Consider the following 20,518-nt stretch of genomic DNA (forward strand, 5'->3'; position numbering starts at 1 on the left):
ATCGGCACGCCAGGCTCAACGACCGGCACCCCATCGGGATACCGGTCGCATCACCACATCATCCGAACTCGTTATGTGCGAAGGACGGGTCTAGGCTCCGAGCTGGGCACGCCGGTGTGAGCCGCTGTCCGGCGGGCGGCCACGAGCTGCCTCGCACCGGTCCCAGGACGGAGAGCGTTGAGATGACCATCAATCCCGGACCGCCGGAAGGGCGTCCCCAGGCGCCCCTGGTCACGGAGGCTCCCGATCCAGGCCCTCCCTCGCGGGGCGAGCGCGATGCCAAGGACATCACGCTGGACGCCTTCCGGGCCCCGGAGTCGGATGGTGCGCTCACCACTGATCAGGGGGTTCGGGTCGATGACACCGACAATTCCCTGACCGTGGGCGAGCGTGGCCCGACGCTGCTGGAGGACTTCCACCTGCGGGAGAAGCTCACCCGTTTCGACCACGAGCGCATTCCCGAGCGGGTGGTGCACGCTCGCGGTGCCGGTGCGTACGGCTTCTTCGAACCGTACGAGTCCCTCGCCGAGTTCACCTGCGCCGACTTCCTGCAGGAGGCCGGGCGCCGGACTCCGGTGTTCGTGCGCTTCTCGACGGTCCAGGGCCCGCGCGGCTCCGCCGACACGGTGCGTGATGTACGGGGCTTCGCCACGAAGTTCTACACCCGGCACGGCAACTACGACCTGGTCGGCAACAACATGCCGGTGTTCTTCATCCAGGACGCGATCAAGTTCCCCGACTTCGTGCACGCGGTGAAGATGGAGCCGCCGAACGAGATCCCCACCGGCGCCTCCGCACACGACACGTTCTGGGACTTCTGCTCGCTCCAGCCCGAGTCCACCCACATGCTGATGTGGGTGATGTCGGATCGGGCGATCCCGCGCAGCTTCCGGATGATGCAGGGCTTCGGCGTGCACACCTTCCGCCTCGTGACCGCCGACGGGCGCGCCACCTTCGTCAAGTTCCACTGGAGGCCGAGGCTCGGCGTCGCGTGCCAGGTCTGGGACGAGGCCCAGATCACCGCCGGGCGCGACCCCGACTTCCACCGCCGCGACCTGTGGGAGGCGATCGAGGCCGGCGAGTTCCCGGAGTGGGAGCTCGGCGTCCAGCTGATCCCGGAGAAGGACGAGTTCTCGTTCCCGTTCGACCTGCTGGACCCGACGAAGCTGGTGCCGGAGGAGCTCGTGCCGGTGCGGCCGGTCGGCCGGATGGTGCTGAACCGAAACCCGGAGAACTTCTTCGCCGAGACCGAGCAGGTCGCCTTCCACACTGCCAACATCGTTCCCGGGATCGACTTCACCAACGATCCGCTGCTGCAGGGCCGCAACTTCTCCTACCTGGACACCCAGCTGATCCGCCTCGGCGGCCCCAACTTCTCCCAGCTGCCGGTCAACCGGCCGCTGACCGAGGTGCGCACCAACCAGCGCGACGGCTACGGCCAGCAGGTGATCCACTCCGGGACGAGCTACGCGCCGAACTCGGTCGGAGGCGGATGCCCGGCCACCCTGGGCGGCGGGCGCCTTGCCGAGGGGGTGTTCGAGCACTACCAGGAGCGTGTCGACGGGCAGGCGATCCGTCGGCGCAGTCCGAGCTTCGCCGACCACTACGGCCAGGCCGCGCTGTTCTGGCGCAGCCTGGCCGCCTGGGAGCAGGAGCACATCGTCGCCGCGTTCTCCTTCGAGCTCGGCAAGGTCGGGGACCAGGCCGTGCGGCGCCGGATGGTCGCCAACCTGACCCGCGTGGACCGGGAACTGGCTGTGGAGGTCGCCCGCCGCATCGGCGAACCCGAACCCGAGCCCGCACCGGACCGGCCCACCGGCAACCGCGAGGCCGGAGCAGCGGGGGAGCGGGTCTCGCCCGCGCTGAGCCTGGAGAACCTGCGCGGCCACGGCATCCGAACCCGCAAGGTTGCCGTCCTGGTGGCGCAGGGCGTGGACGCCGCCCAGGTGCGTGCCGCGCGCACCGCCCTCCAGGCCGAGGGTGCCACGGTGGAGACTCTGGCCCGGTACGGCGGGAGCGTGGGCGGCGGCGACGGCCAAGACGTGGAGGTCGACCGGGCGTTGGTGACCACCGCCTCGGTGCTGTACGACGCCGTGGTCGTCCCGGACGGCACAGAGGACGCGCTCGTCGTGGATCCGGACGCCGTCCGGTTCGTCAACGAGGCACTGCGGCACGGCAAGCCGGTGGCCGCGCTCGGCACCGGCGCGGCGCTCGTGCGGGCCGCAGGGGCCCCCGGCGCGGAGCACATCGCCGGAGTTGCCCTCGGTGGCCCGGACCGGCAGCCCGGCCCCTCGTACTGGGTGGACTTCGTCCGCCTGATCGAACAGCACCGGTTCCCACAGCGCTGAACCCGAGCCGAATCGCCCGGGAGACCCGCCCGTCCTGGAGGAGTCCCGGTCCCGCTGTGCGGGCAGGCCGCAGGCCTGGACGCATGGCGCCAACTGGCCGTCCGTACTCGGCAGGGCGAGGCCGGTGGGCTCTGCCCGTTCGCCGGCTTAACCCGTTCGCGGTCGAGTCCGTTGGCCGTGCGGCGCTGTCGGGGACCACTCGAAGGACCTTCGGCCTAGCGTGGTGGCGGCAGTGCCCGGGTGGCCGCCGCCACCCGAACGGGGGAGGACGTTCACGAAGGAGCGGATTCCGATTGACCGAGTACGGCTACTTCCTGTCGTGTGAGGAGTTCTCCCCAGCGGAGCTGATCGACCAGGCCCGCCGTGCGCAGCAGGCCGGGTTCACCCGATTGGCGATCTCCGATCACTTCCATCCGTGGAACGACGCGCAGGGCAACAGCGCGTTCGTGTGGTCGGTGATCGGGGCGTTGTCGCAGGCCGTCTCGCTGCCGGTCACCACGCTGGTGACCTGTCCGACGGTTCGGCTGCATCCGGCGGTGACCGCGCAGGCCGCCGCCACCTCCAGCGTTCTGCTGGATGGGCGCTTCGCTCTCGGTGTCGGGACGGGGGAGGCGTTGAACGAGCACGTCCACGGGGATGCGTGGCCGTCGTTCGAGGTGCGGGCCGAGATGCTGGAGGAGGCCGTCGAGGTGATGCGCAAGTTGTTCACCGGTGAACCGGTCAGCCACAGCGGCCGGCACTACACCGTCGACAACGCCCGCCTCTACACCGCCCCCGACCAGCAGCCACCGGTGTACGTTTCCGCCTTCGGGCCGAAGGCCGCCGAACTGGCCGGCCGGATCGGGGACGGATTCGTCACCATGACCCCGGACGCCGACCTCGTGGGTGCGTTCCGGGAGGCCGGGGGCCAGGGCAAGAAGGTGGTGGGCGGCGTGAAGGTGTGCTGGAGCAGCAACCGGGAAGCGGCCGTGGACGTGGTGCACCGGCTGTGGCCGACCGAGCTGCTGCCCGGCGAACTCGCCCAGCTCCTGCCCACCCCGGCGCATTTCGAGCAGGCAAGTCAGCTCGTCACCCGCGACATGGTCGCCGACGCGGTCACCTGCGGCGACGATGCGGAGCAGCACGTGGAGACAGCGCGGGCATATGCGCGTGCCGGGTTCGACGAGGTCTACGTCGGACAGATCGGCCCCGATCAGGAGGTCTTCTTCGACGCCTACCGTGAGCTGGTCCTGCCCGCCCTGAACCGCTGACCGGGGCCGTCCGATCCATGGCGTCCGGCCCCGGCAGGTGCCCCTTTCGGGAGCAGACGCCTTCGGGAGGCAGAGGTGGTTGCGGTGGCACAGCAAGGTACTTCATGGCGCCGAGGCGTTCGGCGCCGGCCGGACGCCTCAGGTTCCGGCGCTTGACCGGCGTGCGAAGGCGTGCCCTGTGAGCGCGGCCTGGCACCGGTTGCGCTCTGTGTGCGGGCGCGCGTGGGGGCGCGGGCAGGAGATCGAGCTGATGCAGCGTTCGCTGGCCTTCGCCGCGCTGTTCTTCGTGACCCTGGTGCCGTTGCTCGTGGTCATTGCGGCGGCTTCCCCTGCCCGCGGCAACGGGATCGCCCAGTGGATCACCGACGGCCTGGGGCTGTCGCCACGCGGCGGCCAGGCCGTCGAGACGCTGTTCAGTTCACGCGGGCAGGTCCTCAGCACGACCACCGGGTTCAGCCTCGCCGCGCTGGCCTTCTTCGGCGTTTCGCTGATGGGTGCGATGCAGGGCGCCTACGAGCGGATCTGGGGCCTGCCGCGAGGACCGTGGCACCGGGTGTGGCGCCAAGTCGTCGCGCTGGCCGGGCTGACCGGCTATCTCGTCCTCGCGGCGTGGAGCGGTGTGCCGTGGCGGCATGCTGCCGTTCAACCGACCCTGCGGATCCTCGCCACGGTGCTGGGCGGTCTGCTGCTGTTCTGGTGGCTTCCGCGCTTTCTGCTCGGGGCGCGAGCCCCGCGGCGGGGACTGGTGCCCGGGGCGGTGGCCACGATGGTCGCCCTGGCCGGCCTCCGGCTGTTCTCCCGGCTGGTCTTCGCTCCGCTGCTGGTCTCCAACGCCGTCTCCTACGGCACGGTCGGCGCGGTCCTGGTGGTCCAGTCCTGGCTGATCGGGGTGGGCTTCACCGTGTACGGCGGAAGCATTGTGGGGTGGGCACTGTCCGGCGGCGACCAGTCAGCCGCCGATGACGGTGGTGAGTGACCGTAGCCGGGCTTGTGGTTCATCCGAGTTCCGGTCAAACGCTCGTTGCTGTGGGCCGTCCAGCAGCAGTGGCACCCGGAACGTGATGCCCGCAGGCGGGCGAGGTCGGGTCTAGAGAACGGGGCGGCGAGCCGCCACGAGGTCGGATCCGGGGGCCTGCACAACGTGCAGTCCTGCGGCTTCGAGCTCCTCGGTGAGCCGCTCGGGCGGGGCAGGCCATATGTCGAACGCCTCGCGGGCCTCGCGGAGGAGCACCCGCTCTCGTTCTACGCGGTAGGTGAAGACCACGCGCAGGACGCCTCGATGGGGCCGGCGGGTGACGTCGGCGCTGTACTGGTCGGGGCCGACCCGCACCGGACCGAGCCGTCCCACCTCCTCGCACCCGCCAGGCAGGCCGGCGGGCGGCGGGTCGAACAGGAGCAGGCCACCGGGCAGGAGGGCTGCCGCGATCGCCTTCCAGGTGGCCCGCCTGGTCGGGGGGTCCAGACAGGCGATCACGTTGGAAGCGACGGCCAAGTCCGCCACGGCCGTCAGGCCTGCCGCCGCGAGGGGCTCGGGGTGCACGGTGACACGAGCGCGCTGGTCCGCCCCGAGGTGGGCCAGGCGCGACAGCAGGGCGGCGCGCATGGCCGGGGCCGGTTCGACGGCGTGGACGGGCACACTGGAGGCGCGCAGCAGGACCTCGGTGGCAGTGCCGGTGCCGGCGCCGACATCGAGGACCGCGTGGCGGGCCCGCGTGGCGGCCGCGGCGAAGCGCCGCTCGGCCAGACGGCGGTCGGTCTCGGCCTGCAGGAGATCGTAGAACTCTGCGGAGACCGAGTACCCGCCGTCGGGGGAGTCGTCCACGGCCGCGCGCTCAGCCGCGTACGGGCTGGAAGTGCGTCGGGTCCGCGAGGGCGCTGGAATCGAGGTGGGCGAGGAGTTCGCCGACATCGGTGTGGACCTCGAGGGCTTTGGCCGAGCGCAGGGCCCGCTCGCCGAAGCCACCGGAGAGCACCGCCACGCAGGTGACCTGGGCCCCGGCGGCGGCCTGGACGTCCCACGGGGTGTCGCCGACGAACAGCGCCTCGCCCGGCCTGGCGCCGGACGTGGCCAGAGCAGCGTGGACGAGGTCGGGGGCGGGCTTGCCGGCCTCGACGTCGTCCGCACAGGTGGCGTGATCGATCGCGTCGTCGGCGGCCAGCACCCTGCGCATCGCCTCCAGGCCGCGCCCCGAGGCGGAGGAGGCGAGGGTGATCGTCCAGCCGCGCCGTCTCAGTTCCCGCAGTAGTCCGCCGGCGCCGTCGAACGGCCGCAGGCGCGGCCGGAACCGGGCGAAGAGCGCCTGGTGCGCCGTGCTGTTCGCCTCGTCCCGGCCGTGGTCGCGGCCGTCGCCCAGCAGGTGGTCGAGGAGCTGGTCGCCGCCCATGCCGATCGCCCCGTGGACGCGGGCCGTCGCCGGGGTGTGGCCGAATCGGGCGAGCGCCTCGGTCCAGGCGACGGTGTGCCAGTAACTGGTGTCGAGCAGTGTGCCGTCGACATCGAACAGTGCTGCGGCCGGCATCGAGGCCTCCCTCACTCACACCCCCGGCATGTCCACCCTGTCGACGCTACGGCCCGACGACCGGCCACGCACGCGGCAGCGGGCCGTTTGCCCCGCTGTTTCCGGGAAACCCGAAGCGGTATGGAAACTGCCTGCCGGACCATCGTCATCACCGGGGCCAGCGGCGGCATCGGCCGCGCGACCGCCGAGGCGTTCGCCGCCCGCGGGGACCGGCTCGCGTTGATCGCCCGCGGCCGGGCCGGCCTCGAAGCGGCGGTGCGCGAGGCCGAGCGGGTCGGCGCTGCCAAGGTCATCGCCATCGAGGCCGACGTCGCCGACGCACACGCGGTGGAGGCCGCCGCCGAACGGGCCGAGGAAGAACTCGGGCCGGTCGACGTGTGGGTCAACGACGCGTTCGCCTCCGTCTTCGCCCCGTTCACCGAGGTCTCCCCGGAGGAGTTCCGGCGCGTCACCGAGGTCGCGTACCTCGGCTACGTCTACGCCACCCGGGCCGCCCTGGCCCGGATGCTGCCCCGCGATGCCGGGGTGATCGTGCAGGTCGGTTCGGCGATCGCCTACCGCGGCATCCCGCTGCAGAGCGCCTACAGCGGCGCCAAGCACGCCATCCAGGGCTTCAACGAGGCGCTGCGCTGCGAACTGCTCGCCTCCGGTACTCGCGTGCGGACCACGATGGTGCAGATGCCGGCCGTCAACACCCCGCAGTTCGACTGGGTCCGGTCCCGCCTGCCCCGTCGGGCGCAGCCGGTTCCGCCGATCTACCAGCCCGAGGTCGCTGCCCGCGCCGTGCTGTTCGCCGCCGACCACCCGGGGAAGCGGGAGTACTGGGTCGGCGGCAGCACGGTGGCGACCCTGGTGGCGAACGCCGTCGTGCCCGGGCTGCTGGACCGCTACCTGGCCCGCACGGGCTTCGACTCCCAGCAGGAGGACCGTCGGCGCCGCGCCACGGACCCGGACAACCTGTTCGAGCCGGTGGATGCCCGGCGGGACTTCGGGGCGCACGGCCGGTTCGATGGCCGGGCCCGGGATCGCAGCCGCCAGCAGCAGGTGGCGCACGCCCTCGGCGCCCTCGCCGACGCGCTGGGGCGCGCGGCTGGACGGGTGCAAGCCGGTTTGCCCGGTGCCGGTAGCGGGTTCCTCTCACGGATGCGGGGAGCACGCACCCCGCAGTCATCGGACAGGAGTGTGTGACCATGCCTCGCGGATCGAGTCCCAAGCGGGAGCGGCAGTACGAGCACATCAAGGACAGTGCGCTGGAGCGCGGTGAGAGCGAGAAACGCGCCGAGGAGATCGCCGCCCGCACCGTGAACAAGGAGCGGGCCCGGCACGGGGAGTCGAAGACCGCCAGCCGCAGCTCGGTGAAGGACATGTCCTCCTCCCGTCGCGGTGGGCTGCGGTCGCACAGCGGCTCCCAGGGGCCGACGAAGGAGCAGCTCTACAACGAGGCCAGGCAGCGCAACATCCACGGGCGCTCGAAGATGAACAAGAAGGAACTCGAACACGCCCTGGGCCGATAGGAGCTGGTGACCGTGGGTACCGTTCCCGTGTCGCCCGACCCCGATGTCACCCCGGTTCCGCCGTCGCCCCCGCCGCAGCCGCCCAGCCCGCCGGAGCCGGTGGAGCCACCGGTGCCGCCGGATCCGCCCGCGCCTCCCGGCCCGCCCGAACCGCCCCCTGAACCGCCGGCCCCGGCCGGCCCGGGCGGGCCCACGGAGCCTGCCTCACCGGAGCCCGGGCACCCCCGCCCGTCGGAGCCTCCCGACTGACCCGGAGACCATGACACGGTCGGGCGGTGGACGGCGTACGTGGAGGCGCCGCCTGCGCCGCGGAGTGGCCAGGTGGTCGGCAGCCGAACAACGGCCCGGGGACTACAGGAGGTCAGGTGCTCACCCGGCTGGTGGAGATCGTGGTGTGGGGTGCTGTGCTGACGGGGCTGACGGTGGTGTTCATCGGCTCCGTCTCGCCCGTCGAGCTGCTGGTCGCCGTTACCGCCGCGTGGGGCGGGGCCGTGGCGGCCCGCAGGATGCGCCTGGCCGCACGCGTCCGCGTCGGAGGAGGGCGTGGCGCGGTGCGTGCGCTCCTCGCGCTGCCGGGCTCGGTCGTGCGCGGTCTGGCCGTGCTGACGGCCGCGATGGCCCCCGATCACGGAGGCGGGAGGGTCCGGCGCATCCGGCTGCGCCCCGGAGCGGGAGCCGGGTGGGCCGGCGCGCTGCTCGCCGCCTCCCCGGACACCTGCGTGATCGACGTGCCCCGCGACGACGAGGTCGTCGTGCACGCCCTGCGCCCGGCCCCGGGACCGGTCGAGGAGGCCGTGGCCCGCACGGACGACGCGCGGTGAACGCCTGGACAGCGGCGGCCCTGGTCCTGCTCGCGATTCCGGCGCCGACGTGCCTGTGGGTCGCGGCGCGCGGCAGCGCGGTGCGCCGCCTGATCGGGGCGTCGATGCTGTCGACCGTGGCCGGCGCGGTGTTCCTGCTGCTCCCGATGGCGTACGACCGGTCCTCCTACCAGGACCTCGCGCTGATGCTGGCCGTCCTGGCTCCCGCCGGCACCCTCGTCTTCGCCCGCTTCGTCGCCGGCCGCCCCCACGACGCCCGCCCGCACGGTTCCACGCCGGAGAACTGACGAGACCCCGCCCGGCCGGCCAGACCGGGGGCGGGAGAGGGAGTTCGGATTGACGCCACGCCATGTGATCGTGCTTGTGTTGCTGTGGGCCGGAGTGGGGTGCGTGCTGCTGTCCGCGGCCGCGGTGCTACGACTGCGCGGAGCGCTGACGCGCCTGCACGCCCTGGCCCCGGCGTCGGTGGCCGGTGTGCCGCTGATCGCCGCGGCCGTGGCCGTCGACCAGGGACCGGGCCGGGGGGCGGCCAAGACGCTGTTCATCGGCCTGGTCTTCGCCGTCGGCGGGACGGTCACCACGATTGCCATCGGCCGTGCCACCCGCCAAGCCGAGGCCGAAGGGGTGAGCAGGCTGTGAACGCATGGCTGATCGGAGCTGTCGTCGCCTTCGTCGTCCTCGCCGCCACCACGGCGGTCCTCACCCGTGACCCGGCCCGCCAGGCGGTCGTCCTCTCCGTGCTCGGTCTGGGCCTGGCGGTGCTGTTCGCGGTGCTGCAGGCGCCCGACGTGGCCCTTTCCCAGCTCGCCGTGGGCACCGCGTTGACCCCGCTGCTGATCCTGTTGACCGTACGCAAGGTCACCCGCCGCCCCACCCGCACCGACGACCGGGCCGGTGCCGGCGACAACGGACCGGAACAGCAGTGACGGCCCGTGCCCGGCTGACGATGTTCCTGGCAGCGGCCGCCGTCATCGCCGCGTTCTTCACGGCCGCGTGCACTCACCTCCCGCCGTTCGGAACGGACAGCCACCCCTATGGGGACCGGGCGGTTGTGGCGGCGCTGGACCGGCGCACCGCCAACGTCGTCTCCGCCGTCAACTTCGACATCCGCGCCTTCGACACCCTCGGCGAGGAGTCCATCCTCTTCGGCACAGTGCTCGGGGCGACCCTGCTGCTGCGCCGGGCCCGCGACGAACGCCACCGACGCGCCGAAGCGGAGCGGGTCACGCCCACGACCCGCCTCTTCGGCGCGCTGCTGTTGCCGGTCACCCTGGTCGTGGGCGTCTACATCGTCGCGCACGGCCAGCTCAGCCCCGGCGGCGGCTTCCAGGGCGGTGTCGTCCTCGCCACCGCTCTGCACCTGGCCTACGTGGCCGCCGACTACCGGGCCCTGAAGAAGCTGCGCCCGCTGGCCGTCCTCGATGTCGCGGACTCGCTCGCCGCCGCCTCCTACAGCCTCGTCGGCCTGGCCGGTCTGATCGTCGGCGGCGCGTTCCTCAAGAACGTGCTGCCGCTGGGCACCTTCAACACCATCACCTCCGGCGGCACCGTCCCGGTCCTCAACGCCGCGGTCGGCGTCGAGGTCGCCTGCGGCCTGATCGCCCTGCTCGCACACTTCCTCGACCAGGCCGTCGAACTCACCGACCCCGACCAGCAGAGATACGGAGACACCTGATGGGAACGTGGGTCTTCCTGGCCGCCGGATGGGTCCTGCTCGTCGCCCTGTACGGCCTGGTCACCAGTCGCAACCTCATCCACGCCATCGGCTGCCTGGCCGTCGCCCAGTCCTCCACCTACCTCCTGCTCCTCGCCGTCGGCTACCGCCGCGGCGCGACCGCCCCCGTCTACTCCGACCTCGCCCCCGGCACCCGTCCCGTCGTCGACCCCGTCGTGCAGGCCCTCGCCCTGACCGACGTCGTCGTCGGCGCGACCGTCACCGCGTTGCTGCTCGCCCTCACCATCCAACTGCGCAAACGCCACCACACCGTCGACCCGCAGGCCCTGACCGGACTCAAGGGCTGACCGTGACCGAAGCAGCCCTGCTGCCGCTCGCGGTGGCCATTCCCCTGCTCGGGGCGGCCCTGCTCGCCGTCGCCGGCCGCAGGCTACCCCGGGCCGGCTGCGACATCCTGGCCACCACCTGCGCCGGTGCCGAGGCAGTGTGCCTCGCCCTGCTCTGGACACGCGCCGACGGGCACCTCGTCACCGCGGACCTGGGCAGCTGGCCCGCCGGCCTCGGCATCGTGCTCGCTGCCGACCCCATCGGCGCAGGACTCGCGCTTCTCGTCGCCGTCCTGGTCCTCGCGGTCGTGGTCTACGCGTGGCGGTACTTCGACGAACCCACCGGCGAGCACGCCGGCACCTTCCCCGCCCTGATCCTGTTGTTCGAAGCCGGCATGGCCGGCTTCGCGCTCACCGGTGACCTGTTCAACGCCTTCGTCTTCTTCGAACTCATGGGAGCCGCCGCCTACGCCCTGACCGGCTACCGCATCGAAGACCCCCGCCCCCTCCACGGGGCGCTCACCTTCGGCATCGTCACCTCCTTCGCCGCCTACGGTTCCCTGCTCGGCATCGGCCTCCTCTACGCCCGCACCGGCGAACTCAACCTCGCCCGCCTCGGCCGGCAGCTCGCGGGCCACCACACCGACGTGCTGACCGTGGCCGCGTTCGCCCTGATCGCCACCGCCCTGCTGGTCAAGGCCGCCGCCGTGCCGTTCCACTTCTGGCTGCCCGACGCGCACGCGGTGGCGCCCACCCCGGTGTGCATGCTGATGTCCGGCGCCATGGTCGAACTCGGCGTCTACGGCATCGCCCGCGTCTACTGGACCGTCTTCTCCGGCCCGGGCGGCATCCCCCACCAGGCCTTCCGCACCACCTTCACCGCGATCGGTGTGCTGACCGCACTCCTCGGCGCCCTGATGTGCTGGCAGCAGCGCCACCTGAAGCGCCTGCTCGCGTTCTCCACCATCAGCCACGTCGGCCTGTTCCTCATCGCCGTCGCCCTGCTCACCCCCGACGGCGCCACCGGGACTGCGGTGTACGTCGCCGCCCACGGCCTGGTGAAGGCCGCGCTGTTCGCCCTCACCGGTGTACTTCTGGACCGCTATGGCTCCGTCGATGAACACGGCCTGCACGGCAAGGCGCGCGACCTGCGCACCGTCGGCGTGCTGTTCGTGGCCGGCGCCCTGGCCCTGGCCGGCATGCCGCCGTTCGGTACCGGCCTTGGCAAGACCCTGAGCGAGGACGCCGCCGCCCACTGGCAGCCGTGGCTGCCCGCCGTGTTCGTCGCGGCCTCGGCCGCCACCGGCGCAGCCGCTCTCCGCGCGGCCTTGCGGATCTTCTTCGGCGCCGGCCCGGCCCCACACAGCCGACCGGACGAGGACGAGACCACCGGCGAGGGCGAGGAACCCGAAATCCGCTCTCCGAAGCGCGCCTTGCCGCACACCATGACGATCGTCCCGGCCGGTCTGATCGGCCTCGCCGTCCTCGTCGGTTCCCTGCCCGCCATCCCCGCCGCCCTCGCCCGTGGGGCGGCCGTCTTCACCGACCCCGACGGCTACACCGCTGTCGTCCTCACCCACGCCAACATGCCGCCCGGACCCGTGCCGGCCGCGGACTGGACCGCGACCGGGGTGCTGCTGGGCCTGCTGTCCGCAGCCGTCGCTCTCGCCCTGGCCACGGCCGCCCTTTACCGGCCCGCCGCCGACCGGCACGCGGCTGCCCGAGCCGTACGGGCGCTGCGCCGCCTGCACTCCGGACACGTCGGCGACTACCTCGCGTGGCTCGCCCTCGGCGTCGCCGTGCTGTGCGTCGCGATCGCCGCCCAGACCTGAATCCTCCCAGGCCCCTACAGCCGCTCCTCCATCCCGATGGCTGCCTTCAGATCGTCGTAAGCCTGACCGCGCTTGCCTTCATGCTGCTCCAGCATCGCCCGGACGATCGCATCCAGCTTGCGCTGGACGGCATGCTCGGCCCGTCGCTCGGAGTTCTTCAGCATCGCCAGCAGCAACAGCGTCACCGCGCCCATCGCATCGCCCACCAGAAGCTGCCACCCGATCGGCAGCCCGGCCACGTGCACCGCGACGACCGCGCCCACCAGGCACAGACACAGCACCGCGAACAGCGGCGAGCTGGTGAAATTCGACGCCAGTTCCGCGAACTCCTCGAACTGCCCGCGCCGACCGTTCCCATGCTTACGAGCAGGATGCTGAAACGTCATGCCGACGCCCTCTCCGTCCAATGCGCAAAGACAGCCGCCTCCACTGTCCACCGACACCGTCCCCGGTGGACCGCGGGCGCGGCAACACGCCACACGGTGCCCTCCGCAGGCGGCGATCGCCATCAACCCGTCGCCGTCGCCCACGGCGTTGCCTTGGGAAAGCCGGGGCGGGGAGGACTCTGGGCAACGAGCATGCGGTTGGTGGGTTACCCCAGACTGGCGCGGTGATCCTTAAGGCTGTCGTCGAGGCCGGTCGAGCTGGCGGCTCCGGTCGCCCCGGCCGGTGGATTCCGAGCTCATCGGCGGGGCAGGATCGTCAGCGGACAGCTCTCCTCGCGCGAGGAGGCCCCTCCGTTCGCTCAGGCCCGGCGCCTGCGGCAGATCACAGGCGTAGACGAGGTCTTCACCGTCCGCGACACCGTCCGTGCCCCCTCACCGACACCGGTGCCCCCCCCCTGCAGAATGAGGCATGGACACCCCCGAGCGCTACGCGATCACCCTGCCGGGCCCACCAGGCACGCACCGTCCGCCCGAGATCGTCGTTGTTCACGCCACCGGTGACAGGACGCCCGACGGTATCCCGATCTACGCCGACGACACCGGAACCTTCCGGGCGGAGATCCAAGCCGGTGTGGCCAGGCTCCTGGACGTCGCTACAGGGCCTGGCCAGCACACCTGCTTGCGCGCCACCCTGCTGCCCTGACCGCAGTAATGCTGGCCAGGTGTGATCGGCATCTCCGGTTCGGAGTCGTACTGTCGTCGTCCAGGAAACAGTTGTGGCGCATCCGAGCAGAAACACGGAAGGAGCCCGGGCGGTTCCGTCCGGCTCCACCGGCACTTTCCGGTCCGCGTCCCGACGTTCCGGAAGGAAGCGCCACAGCGACTTCAGGCACTGGATCCCCCGGGTTAAAGCCCCGGGGCGTAGGGGGCAATTCCGATGATGAGGATGTCGCGGCGCCCTTCGTTCCCGTCGTCGCCGAGGCGGACCGGGCCGACGTAGTGGCTGACGCGCCGGTCGTGCACGCCGTAGCCGTCCAGCGGCTTGGTCAGCACGAAGCGGTCGTGGATCTCCTCGGGCGGCAGCGCGTCGGGTTGCCGGCCGGCGCTCTCCGGGGTGGCGATGACGTTCTCGCCGCCCTGGACGTTCCGGCGGCCGATCAGGTGGGCGAAGGTGAAGGTGGCCGGTGAACCGCCGTCCTGGTGCAGGCAGTTCGGTGAGGACACCGCTTCTTGCGCCCGGTTGTGGACGCCGAGCGAGATCAGGTGGACGCCGACGTAGACGGGAACGCGGTGCAGGTCCTCCAGCCACAGGGCGCGGTGGAGGTCGGCGCGGACGAGGGCGTCGAGCAGCCGGTTGGTGTGCAGGGCTTTCGGGATGTCGGGGAGCCGGCGCCGTACGCGGGGGTACTCGGGGTTGTGCTCGTCCTGCCAGTACTCCGTGACGGTGCCGAACTCCTCGTCGGGGGCACCGGGGATGTAGGAGAGCTCGCCGGTCCAGGGCAGGTGGACGGCGTGCGAGTAGCGGCGGAAGCGGTGGGTCTCGCGCGCGTACGGATCCGGCGGCAGGTCCTGGTAGGCGTCGGCGAGCCGGGTGAAGTCCGCGGCCAGCGCCGTGGTGTCGATGCCCAGGTCGGCGGCGTCCAGGCGGGCGTACCCGTCGCGGCGCACCTGTCCACCGTGCTCGGGCGGGCGTCCGTTTTGCTCCGGGGTGTCGACCATCGGCTTCTCCAGGAGTTCGCGGGCGTCCGTGGGTAGGGGGCCGCCACATGCGCTTTTGGCTTCCTCCACGCTGGCACGCGGGCCGGCGCCGCGCCCCCGGGGGGGCCGCCGTGCGGATGACCGGGGCGGGACGGCGGGCGAGGTGGTCATGCAGTTCGCGAGGTCGTCCACGACCGCGGGCAGGCCGCCGGCCCGGTGCGCGGCGCGCTGGCGGTGGACGCCGCTGCCCCGGGCGGCCAGCCGGTTGACGAAGGCGGTGACCCGCTCCAGATCCCCCAGGTCCTCCAGCGCGGGGCCGATGTGCTCGACGAGCCTCCGTGCGCGTTCCGGAGCGGGCAAAACGTGCCCGGTCAGCGCGTCCGCTCCCGGCCCCGGCCAGCCGTCGCGGGTCGCGTACCAGTACGCGCCGCGCAACAGCTCGCCGCGCAGCCGGGGGCCCGTGTCGCCGTGCTCCGCCAGGCGGGCGGAGGTCACCACCAGACCGCGCACGACGGCCGCCAGGGCCACTGAGTCGGCGGACTCGGCCGGAACGTCCATGCACCGTACTTCCAGCGTCGGCAGGCGCGGGTGCGGGCGGGTGTCCCAGAACGGCAGCTCGGCGAAGGAACTCCCGCCGACCGCCGCCATCGAGGCGGCGACGCGCCGGTAGTCGTCGAAGGACTCGACCCACGGTGGCGGTCCGAGGGAGGGGAAGCGCAGCCGCAGCACCGAGCGCCAGCTCGCGTACCGGGTGTCCCGTCCAGCGTGGAACGGTGAGTTGGCGCTCATCTCCACCAGCAGTGGCAGCCACGGGCGCAGATGGTTGCCGACCAGGGCCGCCACCTCGCGGTCGGGCAGGCACACGTGGACGTGCAGGGCGCAGACGGCGAAGTCGTCCATCAGGCTACGGAACAGCTGCACCCCGTCCAGGTACCGGGGGTGGTCGCCTACCGGCACCGCGCCGCCGCCCCCGATCACGGGCGTCGCGCTGGGGCACACCGCCAGGCCCTCGGCCTCGGCGCACGCGGCGAGCTCGCGGCGCAACCGGGCCAGCTGGGCGGACAGCTCGCGCATGGTGGCGCACGGCGGCGTCCGCACCTCGACCTGGAGGTCCGTGAACTCACCGGACACCAGGTCCCCGAGCACGCCCGCGGCGCGGGCGGCCAGCCGCGGGCCTGCGGGAACCACGGCCCGGGACACGGGGTCCACGACGAAGTGCTCCTCTTCCACGCCCACCGTCGGCGTCGGCCCCCGGCCGTGGCCCGCACCGCCTGCCACGGGCTGCCGGGCTCCTTGCGCGCCCGGGGCGCTGCTGCCGTCCACCTGACCAGAGTCCCTTCCCCCGGCCACGTCGGCATCACGGATCCGGGGACCGGCCCGAAGACGAACGCTCGGGGCAGTGAACCCGAGCAGGCGCTCGGGGCACGTCCCGGTACGAGCCGCCGTGAGGCAGGTGTGAACCGTGCCGGGCCGGGCAACCGCTCGGCATGCTGTTGATCCGCCCGCCCGGGGTCTACGCGCCCCAGGGCGACACCGAACTGCTGGCCGCCTGTGTGCGCCGGGAGCCGCTGGACGGCTCCAGCCGAGTGCTCGACCTATGCACCGGGACCGGGGCCGTCGCGATCACGGCGGCGCGCAGCGGGGCCCTGGTGACGGCGGTGGACCTGTCCGCCAGGGCGGTGGCCGCCGCCTGGTGCAACACCCGGCTGCACCGCGACCCGGTCCGGCTGCGCCGGGGAGACCTTCTGGCCCCGCTGCCCGGTGAACGCTTCGACCTGGTGACCGCCAACCCTCCGTACGTCCCCACCGATCCCGAACGGGCGGCTCCCGGCCGGGGCGCCGCGCTGGCCTGGGACGCCGGACCGGACGGACGGCTGGTCCTGGACCGGATCTGCCGGACCGTTCCCGGGGCGCTGGCCGAGGGCGGCGTGCTGCTGGTCGTGCAGTCCGCACTCGCGGACGTGCCGGCCACCCTGGCGCTCCTGCACGCAGCCGAACTGCGTACGGAGGTGGCGGCGCGACGGCGGCAGCCCTTCGGGCCCGTCATGACGGCTCGGGCTGCTCTGTTCGAGCGGCTGGGACTGATCCGGCCGGGCGAGCGCGAGGAGGAACTGGTGGTGGTGCGCGGTGTCCGCGAGCGCTGAGCGCTACGCCACCCGGGTGGTCGTCGTGCCGGGCGGCCCGTTGCTGGTCGAGGGCCCGGTGGAGGTGATCCTGCCGGACGGCACCCGGCGCCTGTCCGACCGTCCGGTGGTGGCTTTGTGCGCTTGCCGGCGCAGCCGCACGTACCCGTTCTGTGACACCAGCCACCGGCGGCACGGGCGGCCGCCGGTGGCTCGGGAGCGGGGCCCGGGCACGTCGGACGGTGCGGCCGGTGAAAGGTAAGCGGACGGACGTCCGCAGTGCTCACCGCGGCCGCCGCGCGCGTGCCGCACCGGGCGCGGCGCCGAGCAGTGCCGCACCGCCGGCAGCGAGCAGACGGTGGTGCTGGGAGGCCCACAGCTGGGCGCCGTGGTCGCGGGCCTCGGCGTCGAAGCGGCCTTCCGCGCCGTGGTTCGTCTCGGAGTCGCCCGGGGACAAGAGGTTGTTTTGTTCGTCGCCGCGGCGGGGCCGGTCATCCTCCTGCTGGGCGTCGATGCCGGTGCAGGCGAGGTAGCGGTCGAGAAGGCTGGGTGCGAGCGTGGCCGTGCAGTCGGTTGAGCACCCAGTCGAACCGCGGGGTATTGACGGCCGGCATCTGGACCATCGTCACGCGGACCGCCGTTCCACTGGCGAGCAGTTCGCCGCGCAGGGCCTTGTGCCAGCCCTGGTGGGTGTGCTTGGCGCCGCTGTAGGCGGTCTGCAGTGGGATGCCCCAGTAGGCGACCGCCGAGCCGACCTGCACGATCGCGCCGTGGTCACGTGGCAGCATCCGGCGCGGCGCGGGTGGCGTTGACGTACCCGAGGTAGGTGACGTCGGTGACTCGGCGGAACTCGGCCGGGCTGATCTCGGTGAAGGGTGCGAAGACGGAGGCGAAGGCGTCGTTGACCCAGACGTCGATCGACCCGAATTCGGCCTCCGGCGCGGGCGGCGACGGCCTCGCAGGCCTCCGGGTCGGCGACGTCGGCCGACACGGTGCGAACCGGGGAGCCCGCTGCCTCTGCCTCGGCGGCCACGGCGCGCAGCCCGGCGGTGCCGCGGGCGACCAGGACGAGGCGGTCGCCCCGGGCCGGCGAAAGCCCGGGCACAGGCCCGGCCGATGCCGGCTGTGGCTCTGGTGGATGAGGGCCACGGTGATCCAGCCGGCCAGTGCCGATCCGGTGGCAACCCGCAGCAGGAGCAGCAGGGCCCAGCTGATGGTCAGCGTCAGCAGGAGGAGCCGGGACGGCTACCTGAACGAATCCTGAACGAATATGGAGAAAACGGTAGAAAGACCGGTGAAACACGAATTCGGTGTCGTGTGTGGGGTAGGAGACTCGTGCAGCGGCTGCCGACCGATCCAGGCCGCTCCGGCACCCGACGGATGCCACCAGGGCCCGTGCCTGAAGATGCCGGGCACGCCGCTGGGGAACAAACCCGCGACGTGCGAGGATTCGCACGCACGGGTCCAGGGGGTCCACCCGATGCCAGGAGAAGTCCAGTGTCCATCTGCTTGGGAAAGCCCCACCACGCCGCCGACGCGACCCCGGACCCGTCACTCGATCTGCCGGCGAGACCGACTCCGGCCGAGTGCCGGGCGATGGGGAAGTACGAGGCGCGGGAACTGAGCGACGCGTTGTTCGAGCGGCTGGCCGGGCTGGCCCGGGAGACCTACGCCTACAGTTACGTGCGCGGCACGATCATCGAGTTGAACATGCCACTGGTGCGGTTCATCGCCGCCCGCTTCCGTCACCGTGCCGAGGACATGGACGACATCCTCCAGGTCGGCACGATCGGCCTGATCAAGGCCGTCGACGGCTACGACCCGAAGCGAGGGGTCGTGTTCGTCACCTACGCCATCCCCACCATCACCGGGGAGATCAAACGGTTCTTCCGCGACACCTCCTGGCCGGTGCGGGTCCCGCGCAGCACCCAGGAGCTCTACCTCTCCGTCGCCCGCGGCTCCGACCGCCTGGAACAGGAACTCGGCCGCCTCCCGCAGCCCGAGGAGATCGCCGAGGACCTGCACCTCACCGTCGAACAGGCCACCGAGGGGATCGCGGCGGGCCGCGTCTACCGCCCCAACTCGCTGGACGCCCTGCGCGACCAGGACACCGACGAGAGCGGCAGCGCCCTGCTCGACCGGCTCGGCGGCTGCGACCAGGGCATCGAGCTCGCCGACTTCCGGATCTCGGTGCGCCCGCTCCTGGCCCGGTTGCCGGAGCGCGAACAGACCGTCCTCAAGCTGAGGTTCTGGGACGGCTGGACGCAGTCGCGGATAGCGGAGCGGATCGGCGTCTCCCAGATGCACGTCTCCCGGCTGCTCGCCGCCACGCTCGTCCGGCTGCGGGACGAACTGGAGGACCGGGACGCCCCCGGCTGGACCGACGCACCGGAGGAACCGGACTGACTTTCCCGCCGTGGGGCGTTTCCGGCCCCCTGCAGCGGCCTCAACCTGCTCCTCGGTGCCCGTCGGCGCGCGTTGGCGGACGACGTCCGGCTGGTGCTCGTCACTCCGTCCAGGCGGACGCTGCGGGTCCTGGAACTCACCGACACCGCCGGGCTGTTCGACGTCCACGCCACCGTCGAGGACGCCCTCCGGCACCGACCGCCGCACACGGCGCACCCCGCCCTGCGGTGACCACTGTCCCTCGCCGTCCGTGCCCGCGTTCCGACGGGCGGCCACCGGGACACATGGTTGGGCCGCTTCCGAAGGGGCAGGCGCACGGTACGGCCGGGACGGCCCTGGCCGTAACCGTGAGAGGAGCTTCGGATGAGCATGGTGAAGGAGTCCGTGGACGTGGCGGTGCCTCTGCACACCGCCTACAACCAGTGGACGCTGTTCGAGGAGTTCCCGCGCTTCATGGAGGGCGTCGACTCGGTGACCCAACTGGACGACCGTCACAACCACTGGCGGACCAGCATCGGTGGTGTCACCCGTGAGTTCGACACCGAGATCGTCGACCAGAAGCCCGACGAGCGGATCGCCTGGCGGACCGTGGACGGCGAGGTGGACCAGAAGGGCGTGGTGAGCTTCCAGCAGATCGACCAGGGGCACACCCGGGTCGCCATGGCCATCGACTTCCGGCCCGAGGGCATCGCGGAGAAGACCGCCGACGTCACGGGAATGGTCGACCGCCGCGTGAAGGGGGACCTGAAGCGGTTCAAGGAGTACATCGAGGAACGCGGCAGGGAGGAAGGCGGTTGGCGCGGCCGGATCAGTCCGGGCTGAATCCGCTGTCGACCCCCGCGCCACCGGCCGCCAGGGACACCCCTCGGCGGCCGGTCGACGTCCGTGGCCATGCCGGATCAGGAACGATCGGCCCGGTACGGCCGGCGTGCGGTGGGTACCCGCCGTGCTCGGGGTCCGCGTTCGCGCACCCCGAGGAATCCCGCCGACCAGGAGGAGACATGACCCAGCACGGCAAGGTCCTGGCGATCGTGACGAACTACGGCGTCGAACAGGACGAACTGCTCGTGCCCGTACGGCACCTGCGCGAGAACGGCGTCCACGTCGACATCGCCGCCCCCGAACGGAACGAGATCCGCACCCTGGTCGGGGACAAGGATCCAGGCGAGACGGTCCAACCGGCGCTCACCTTCGACGAGGTCGACGCCGCCGGCTACGACCTGCTGCTCATCCCGGGCGGCACCATCAACGCGGACACCCTCAGACGTCATCAGGCGGCCGTCGACACGGTGCTCGCCTTCACCACCGCCGGACGGCCCGTCGCCGCCATCTGCCACGGCCCGTGGCTGCTGGCCGAAGCGGGCGTGGCCTACGGCAAGCGGCTCACGTCCTACCCGTCCCTGCGTACCGACCTGGCCAACGCCGGCGCTACCTGGACCGACGAACCGCTGGTCACGGACGACGCCGACAACTGGCGGCTGGTGACTTCACGCAACCCCGGCGACCTCGAACAATTCCTCCGGGGCATCGACACCGCGCTGCGCACCCAGGTAGGGGCGGCCGACGTGCACTGAGTCACGGACGGCCGTTTGGCTCCGGGGATCCCGGGGACACGCAGGG

At 72.1% G+C, this 20,518-nt stretch carries 24 protein-coding genes and 1 pseudogene; 19 read left to right on the forward strand and 6 right to left on the reverse strand.

All coding sequences use genetic code 11. The features are described from left to right. Positions 1 to 182 precede the first annotated feature (182 nt). The 3 genes from ACFWP2_RS14600 to ACFWP2_RS14610 all read left to right on the forward strand — a co-directional run bounded on the left by ACFWP2_RS14600 (position 183) and on the right by ACFWP2_RS14610 (position 4,574). Positions 183 to 2,348 (forward strand): catalase, encoded by a 2,166-nt coding sequence (locus tag ACFWP2_RS14600; protein ID WP_380450860.1) that lies wholly within the window; start codon positions 183 to 185, stop codon positions 2,346 to 2,348. Between the two features lie 293 nt (positions 2,349 to 2,641). Further along, entirely contained in the window at positions 2,642 to 3,598 is a 957-nt protein-coding gene (locus tag ACFWP2_RS14605) for a TIGR03557 family F420-dependent LLM class oxidoreductase (RefSeq protein WP_380450862.1), read from the forward strand. Positions 3,599 to 3,848: 250 nt separating this feature from the next. Beyond that, positions 3,849 to 4,574, forward strand: a complete 726-nt coding sequence (locus ACFWP2_RS14610) for a ribonuclease BN (protein WP_380450865.1) — start codon at positions 3,849 to 3,851, stop codon at positions 4,572 to 4,574. A gap of 111 nt (positions 4,575 to 4,685) precedes the next feature. On the opposite strand, the gene ACFWP2_RS14615 is transcribed toward ACFWP2_RS14610, so the two are convergent. Continuing rightward, positions 4,686 to 5,420 (reverse strand): class I SAM-dependent methyltransferase, encoded by a 735-nt coding sequence (locus ACFWP2_RS14615; protein ID WP_380450867.1) that lies wholly within the window; start codon positions 5,418 to 5,420, stop codon positions 4,686 to 4,688. A 10-nt stretch (positions 5,421 to 5,430) separates the two neighbouring features. Continuing rightward, on the reverse strand, positions 5,431 to 6,117 hold the full coding sequence (locus ACFWP2_RS14620; protein WP_380450869.1) for an HAD family hydrolase: 687 nt from the start codon (positions 6,115 to 6,117) through the stop codon (positions 5,431 to 5,433). Between the two features lie 120 nt (positions 6,118 to 6,237). Between ACFWP2_RS14620 and ACFWP2_RS14625 the strand changes: the two genes are divergently transcribed. The 9 genes from ACFWP2_RS14625 (at position 6,238) to ACFWP2_RS14665 (ending at position 12,285) form a co-directional block, all read left to right on the forward strand. Beyond that, positions 6,238 to 7,305 carry an SDR family oxidoreductase gene (locus ACFWP2_RS14625; protein ID WP_380450871.1) on the forward strand — a complete coding sequence of 356 codons (1,068 nt, stop codon included), beginning with the start codon at positions 6,238 to 6,240 and terminating at the stop codon, positions 7,303 to 7,305. A gap of 2 nt (positions 7,306 to 7,307) precedes the next feature. Beyond that, entirely contained in the window at positions 7,308 to 7,631 is a 324-nt protein-coding gene (locus ACFWP2_RS14630) for a plasmid stabilization protein (protein WP_380450873.1), read from the forward strand. Positions 7,632 to 7,996: 365 nt separating this feature from the next. Continuing rightward, positions 7,997 to 8,452 (forward strand): hypothetical protein, encoded by a 456-nt coding sequence (locus tag ACFWP2_RS14635; RefSeq protein ID WP_380450875.1) that lies wholly within the window; start codon positions 7,997 to 7,999, stop codon positions 8,450 to 8,452. Then, positions 8,449 to 8,739: a monovalent cation/H+ antiporter complex subunit F gene (locus ACFWP2_RS14640; protein ID WP_380450877.1), complete on the forward strand. Its 291-nt coding sequence runs from the start codon at positions 8,449 to 8,451 to the stop codon at positions 8,737 to 8,739. The genes ACFWP2_RS14635 and ACFWP2_RS14640 overlap by 4 nt, the downstream gene beginning before the upstream one ends. Positions 8,740 to 8,809: 70 nt before the next feature. Further along, positions 8,810 to 9,091 (forward strand): monovalent cation/H(+) antiporter subunit G, encoded by a 282-nt coding sequence (locus ACFWP2_RS14645; RefSeq protein ID WP_380450879.1) that lies wholly within the window; start codon positions 8,810 to 8,812, stop codon positions 9,089 to 9,091. After that, a complete protein-coding gene (locus tag ACFWP2_RS14650; protein ID WP_380450881.1) occupies positions 9,088 to 9,378 on the forward strand; it encodes a Na(+)/H(+) antiporter subunit B in 291 nt (96 codons plus the stop codon). Before ACFWP2_RS14645 ends, ACFWP2_RS14650 begins: the two co-directional genes overlap by 4 nt. Further along, entirely contained in the window at positions 9,375 to 10,127 is a 753-nt protein-coding gene (locus tag ACFWP2_RS14655; RefSeq protein ID WP_380450883.1) for an MnhB domain-containing protein, read from the forward strand. The genes ACFWP2_RS14650 and ACFWP2_RS14655 overlap by 4 nt, the downstream gene beginning before the upstream one ends. Continuing rightward, the gene (locus ACFWP2_RS14660; RefSeq protein ID WP_380450885.1) at positions 10,127 to 10,474 is read left to right on the forward strand and encodes a sodium:proton antiporter; all 348 of its coding nucleotides are present in this window, start codon (positions 10,127 to 10,129) and stop codon (positions 10,472 to 10,474) included. Before ACFWP2_RS14655 ends, ACFWP2_RS14660 begins: the two co-directional genes overlap by 1 nt. A 2-nt stretch (positions 10,475 to 10,476) precedes the next feature. Continuing rightward, positions 10,477 to 12,285 (forward strand): complex I subunit 5 family protein, encoded by a 1,809-nt coding sequence (locus ACFWP2_RS14665; protein ID WP_380450888.1) that lies wholly within the window; start codon positions 10,477 to 10,479, stop codon positions 12,283 to 12,285. Positions 12,286 to 12,299: 14 nt separating this feature from the next. Here ACFWP2_RS14665 and ACFWP2_RS14670 read toward each other — a convergent pair whose 3' ends face one another. Further along, a complete protein-coding gene (locus ACFWP2_RS14670) occupies positions 12,300 to 12,671 on the reverse strand; it encodes a low affinity iron permease family protein (RefSeq protein ID WP_380450890.1) in 372 nt (123 codons plus the stop codon). 469 nt (positions 12,672 to 13,140) lie between these two features. On the opposite strand from ACFWP2_RS14670, the gene ACFWP2_RS14675 reads away from it, so the two are divergent. After that, a complete protein-coding gene (locus ACFWP2_RS14675) occupies positions 13,141 to 13,374 on the forward strand; it encodes a DUF6296 family protein (protein ID WP_380450892.1) in 234 nt (77 codons plus the stop codon). A 203-nt stretch (positions 13,375 to 13,577) separates the two neighbouring features. Here the strand turns inward: ACFWP2_RS14675 and ACFWP2_RS14680 are convergent, their stop codons facing one another. Further along, the gene (locus tag ACFWP2_RS14680) at positions 13,578 to 15,719 is read right to left on the reverse strand and encodes a YbdK family carboxylate-amine ligase (protein ID WP_380450894.1); all 2,142 of its coding nucleotides are present in this window, start codon (positions 15,717 to 15,719) and stop codon (positions 13,578 to 13,580) included. A 137-nt stretch (positions 15,720 to 15,856) separates the two neighbouring features. Between ACFWP2_RS14680 and ACFWP2_RS14685 the strand changes: the two genes are divergently transcribed. Then, entirely contained in the window at positions 15,857 to 16,513 is a 657-nt protein-coding gene (locus ACFWP2_RS14685; protein ID WP_380450896.1) for a HemK2/MTQ2 family protein methyltransferase, read from the forward strand. Between the two features lie 25 nt (positions 16,514 to 16,538). Beyond that, a complete protein-coding gene (locus ACFWP2_RS14690; RefSeq protein WP_380451170.1) occupies positions 16,539 to 16,754 on the forward strand; it encodes a CDGSH iron-sulfur domain-containing protein in 216 nt (71 codons plus the stop codon). Positions 16,755 to 16,775: 21 nt separating this feature from the next. Here ACFWP2_RS14690 and ACFWP2_RS14695 read toward each other — a convergent pair whose 3' ends face one another. Together ACFWP2_RS14695 and ACFWP2_RS14700 are read right to left on the reverse strand one after the other, a co-directional pair. Beyond that, the gene (locus ACFWP2_RS14695) at positions 16,776 to 16,949 is read right to left on the reverse strand and encodes a hypothetical protein (protein WP_380450898.1); all 174 of its coding nucleotides are present in this window, start codon (positions 16,947 to 16,949) and stop codon (positions 16,776 to 16,778) included. A 34-nt stretch (positions 16,950 to 16,983) separates the two neighbouring features. Beyond that, positions 16,984 to 17,280 (reverse strand): SDR family NAD(P)-dependent oxidoreductase, encoded by a 297-nt coding sequence (locus tag ACFWP2_RS14700; RefSeq protein ID WP_380450900.1) that lies wholly within the window; start codon positions 17,278 to 17,280, stop codon positions 16,984 to 16,986. Positions 17,281 to 17,989: 709 nt separating this feature from the next. Between ACFWP2_RS14700 and ACFWP2_RS14705 the strand changes: the two genes are divergently transcribed. The 4 genes and pseudogenes from ACFWP2_RS14705 to ACFWP2_RS14720 all read left to right on the forward strand — a co-directional run bounded on the left by ACFWP2_RS14705 (position 17,990) and on the right by ACFWP2_RS14720 (position 20,472). After that, positions 17,990 to 18,898, forward strand: coding sequence for a SigB/SigF/SigG family RNA polymerase sigma factor (locus ACFWP2_RS14705; protein WP_380450902.1), 909 nt, complete (start codon positions 17,990 to 17,992; stop codon positions 18,896 to 18,898). 42 nt (positions 18,899 to 18,940) lie between these two features. After that, positions 18,941 to 19,129, forward strand: a pseudogene (locus ACFWP2_RS14710) (hypothetical protein); the annotation flags it as partial. 132 nt (positions 19,130 to 19,261) lie between these two features. Beyond that, positions 19,262 to 19,720, forward strand: a complete 459-nt coding sequence (locus tag ACFWP2_RS14715; protein WP_380450904.1) for an SRPBCC family protein — start codon at positions 19,262 to 19,264, stop codon at positions 19,718 to 19,720. Between the two features lie 179 nt (positions 19,721 to 19,899). Beyond that, positions 19,900 to 20,472 carry a type 1 glutamine amidotransferase domain-containing protein gene (locus ACFWP2_RS14720; protein ID WP_380450906.1) on the forward strand — a complete coding sequence of 191 codons (573 nt, stop codon included), beginning with the start codon at positions 19,900 to 19,902 and terminating at the stop codon, positions 20,470 to 20,472. Positions 20,473 to 20,518: the final 46 nt, after the last annotated feature.

It is taken from the genome of Kitasatospora sp. NPDC058444, assembly GCF_042721415.1.
GTDB lineage: Bacteria > Actinomycetota > Actinomycetes > Streptomycetales > Streptomycetaceae > Kitasatospora.

Coding starts and splice junctions, on each gene's coding strand:
- ACFWP2_RS14600 (WP_380450860.1), top strand. CDS start 183: ATGACCATCAATCCCGGACCGCCGGAAGGGCGTCCCCAGGCGCCCCTG.
- ACFWP2_RS14610 (WP_380450865.1), top strand. CDS start 3,849: ATGCAGCGTTCGCTGGCCTTCGCCGCGCTGTTCTTCGTGACCCTGGTG.
- ACFWP2_RS14620 (WP_380450869.1), bottom strand. CDS start 6,117: ATGCCGGCCGCAGCACTGTTCGATGTCGACGGCACACTGCTCGACACC.
- ACFWP2_RS14625 (WP_380450871.1), top strand. CDS start 6,238: ATGGAAACTGCCTGCCGGACCATCGTCATCACCGGGGCCAGCGGCGGC.
- ACFWP2_RS14630 (WP_380450873.1), top strand. CDS start 7,308: ATGCCTCGCGGATCGAGTCCCAAGCGGGAGCGGCAGTACGAGCACATC.
- ACFWP2_RS14660 (WP_380450885.1), top strand. CDS start 10,127: ATGGGAACGTGGGTCTTCCTGGCCGCCGGATGGGTCCTGCTCGTCGCC.
- ACFWP2_RS14670 (WP_380450890.1), bottom strand. CDS start 12,671: ATGACGTTTCAGCATCCTGCTCGTAAGCATGGGAACGGTCGGCGCGGG.
- ACFWP2_RS14675 (WP_380450892.1), top strand. CDS start 13,141: ATGGACACCCCCGAGCGCTACGCGATCACCCTGCCGGGCCCACCAGGC.
- ACFWP2_RS14685 (WP_380450896.1), top strand. CDS start 15,857: ATGCTGTTGATCCGCCCGCCCGGGGTCTACGCGCCCCAGGGCGACACC.
- ACFWP2_RS14700 (WP_380450900.1), bottom strand. CDS start 17,280: ATGCTGCCACGTGACCACGGCGCGATCGTGCAGGTCGGCTCGGCGGTC.
- ACFWP2_RS14715 (WP_380450904.1), top strand. CDS start 19,262: ATGAGCATGGTGAAGGAGTCCGTGGACGTGGCGGTGCCTCTGCACACC.
- ACFWP2_RS14720 (WP_380450906.1), top strand. CDS start 19,900: ATGACCCAGCACGGCAAGGTCCTGGCGATCGTGACGAACTACGGCGTC.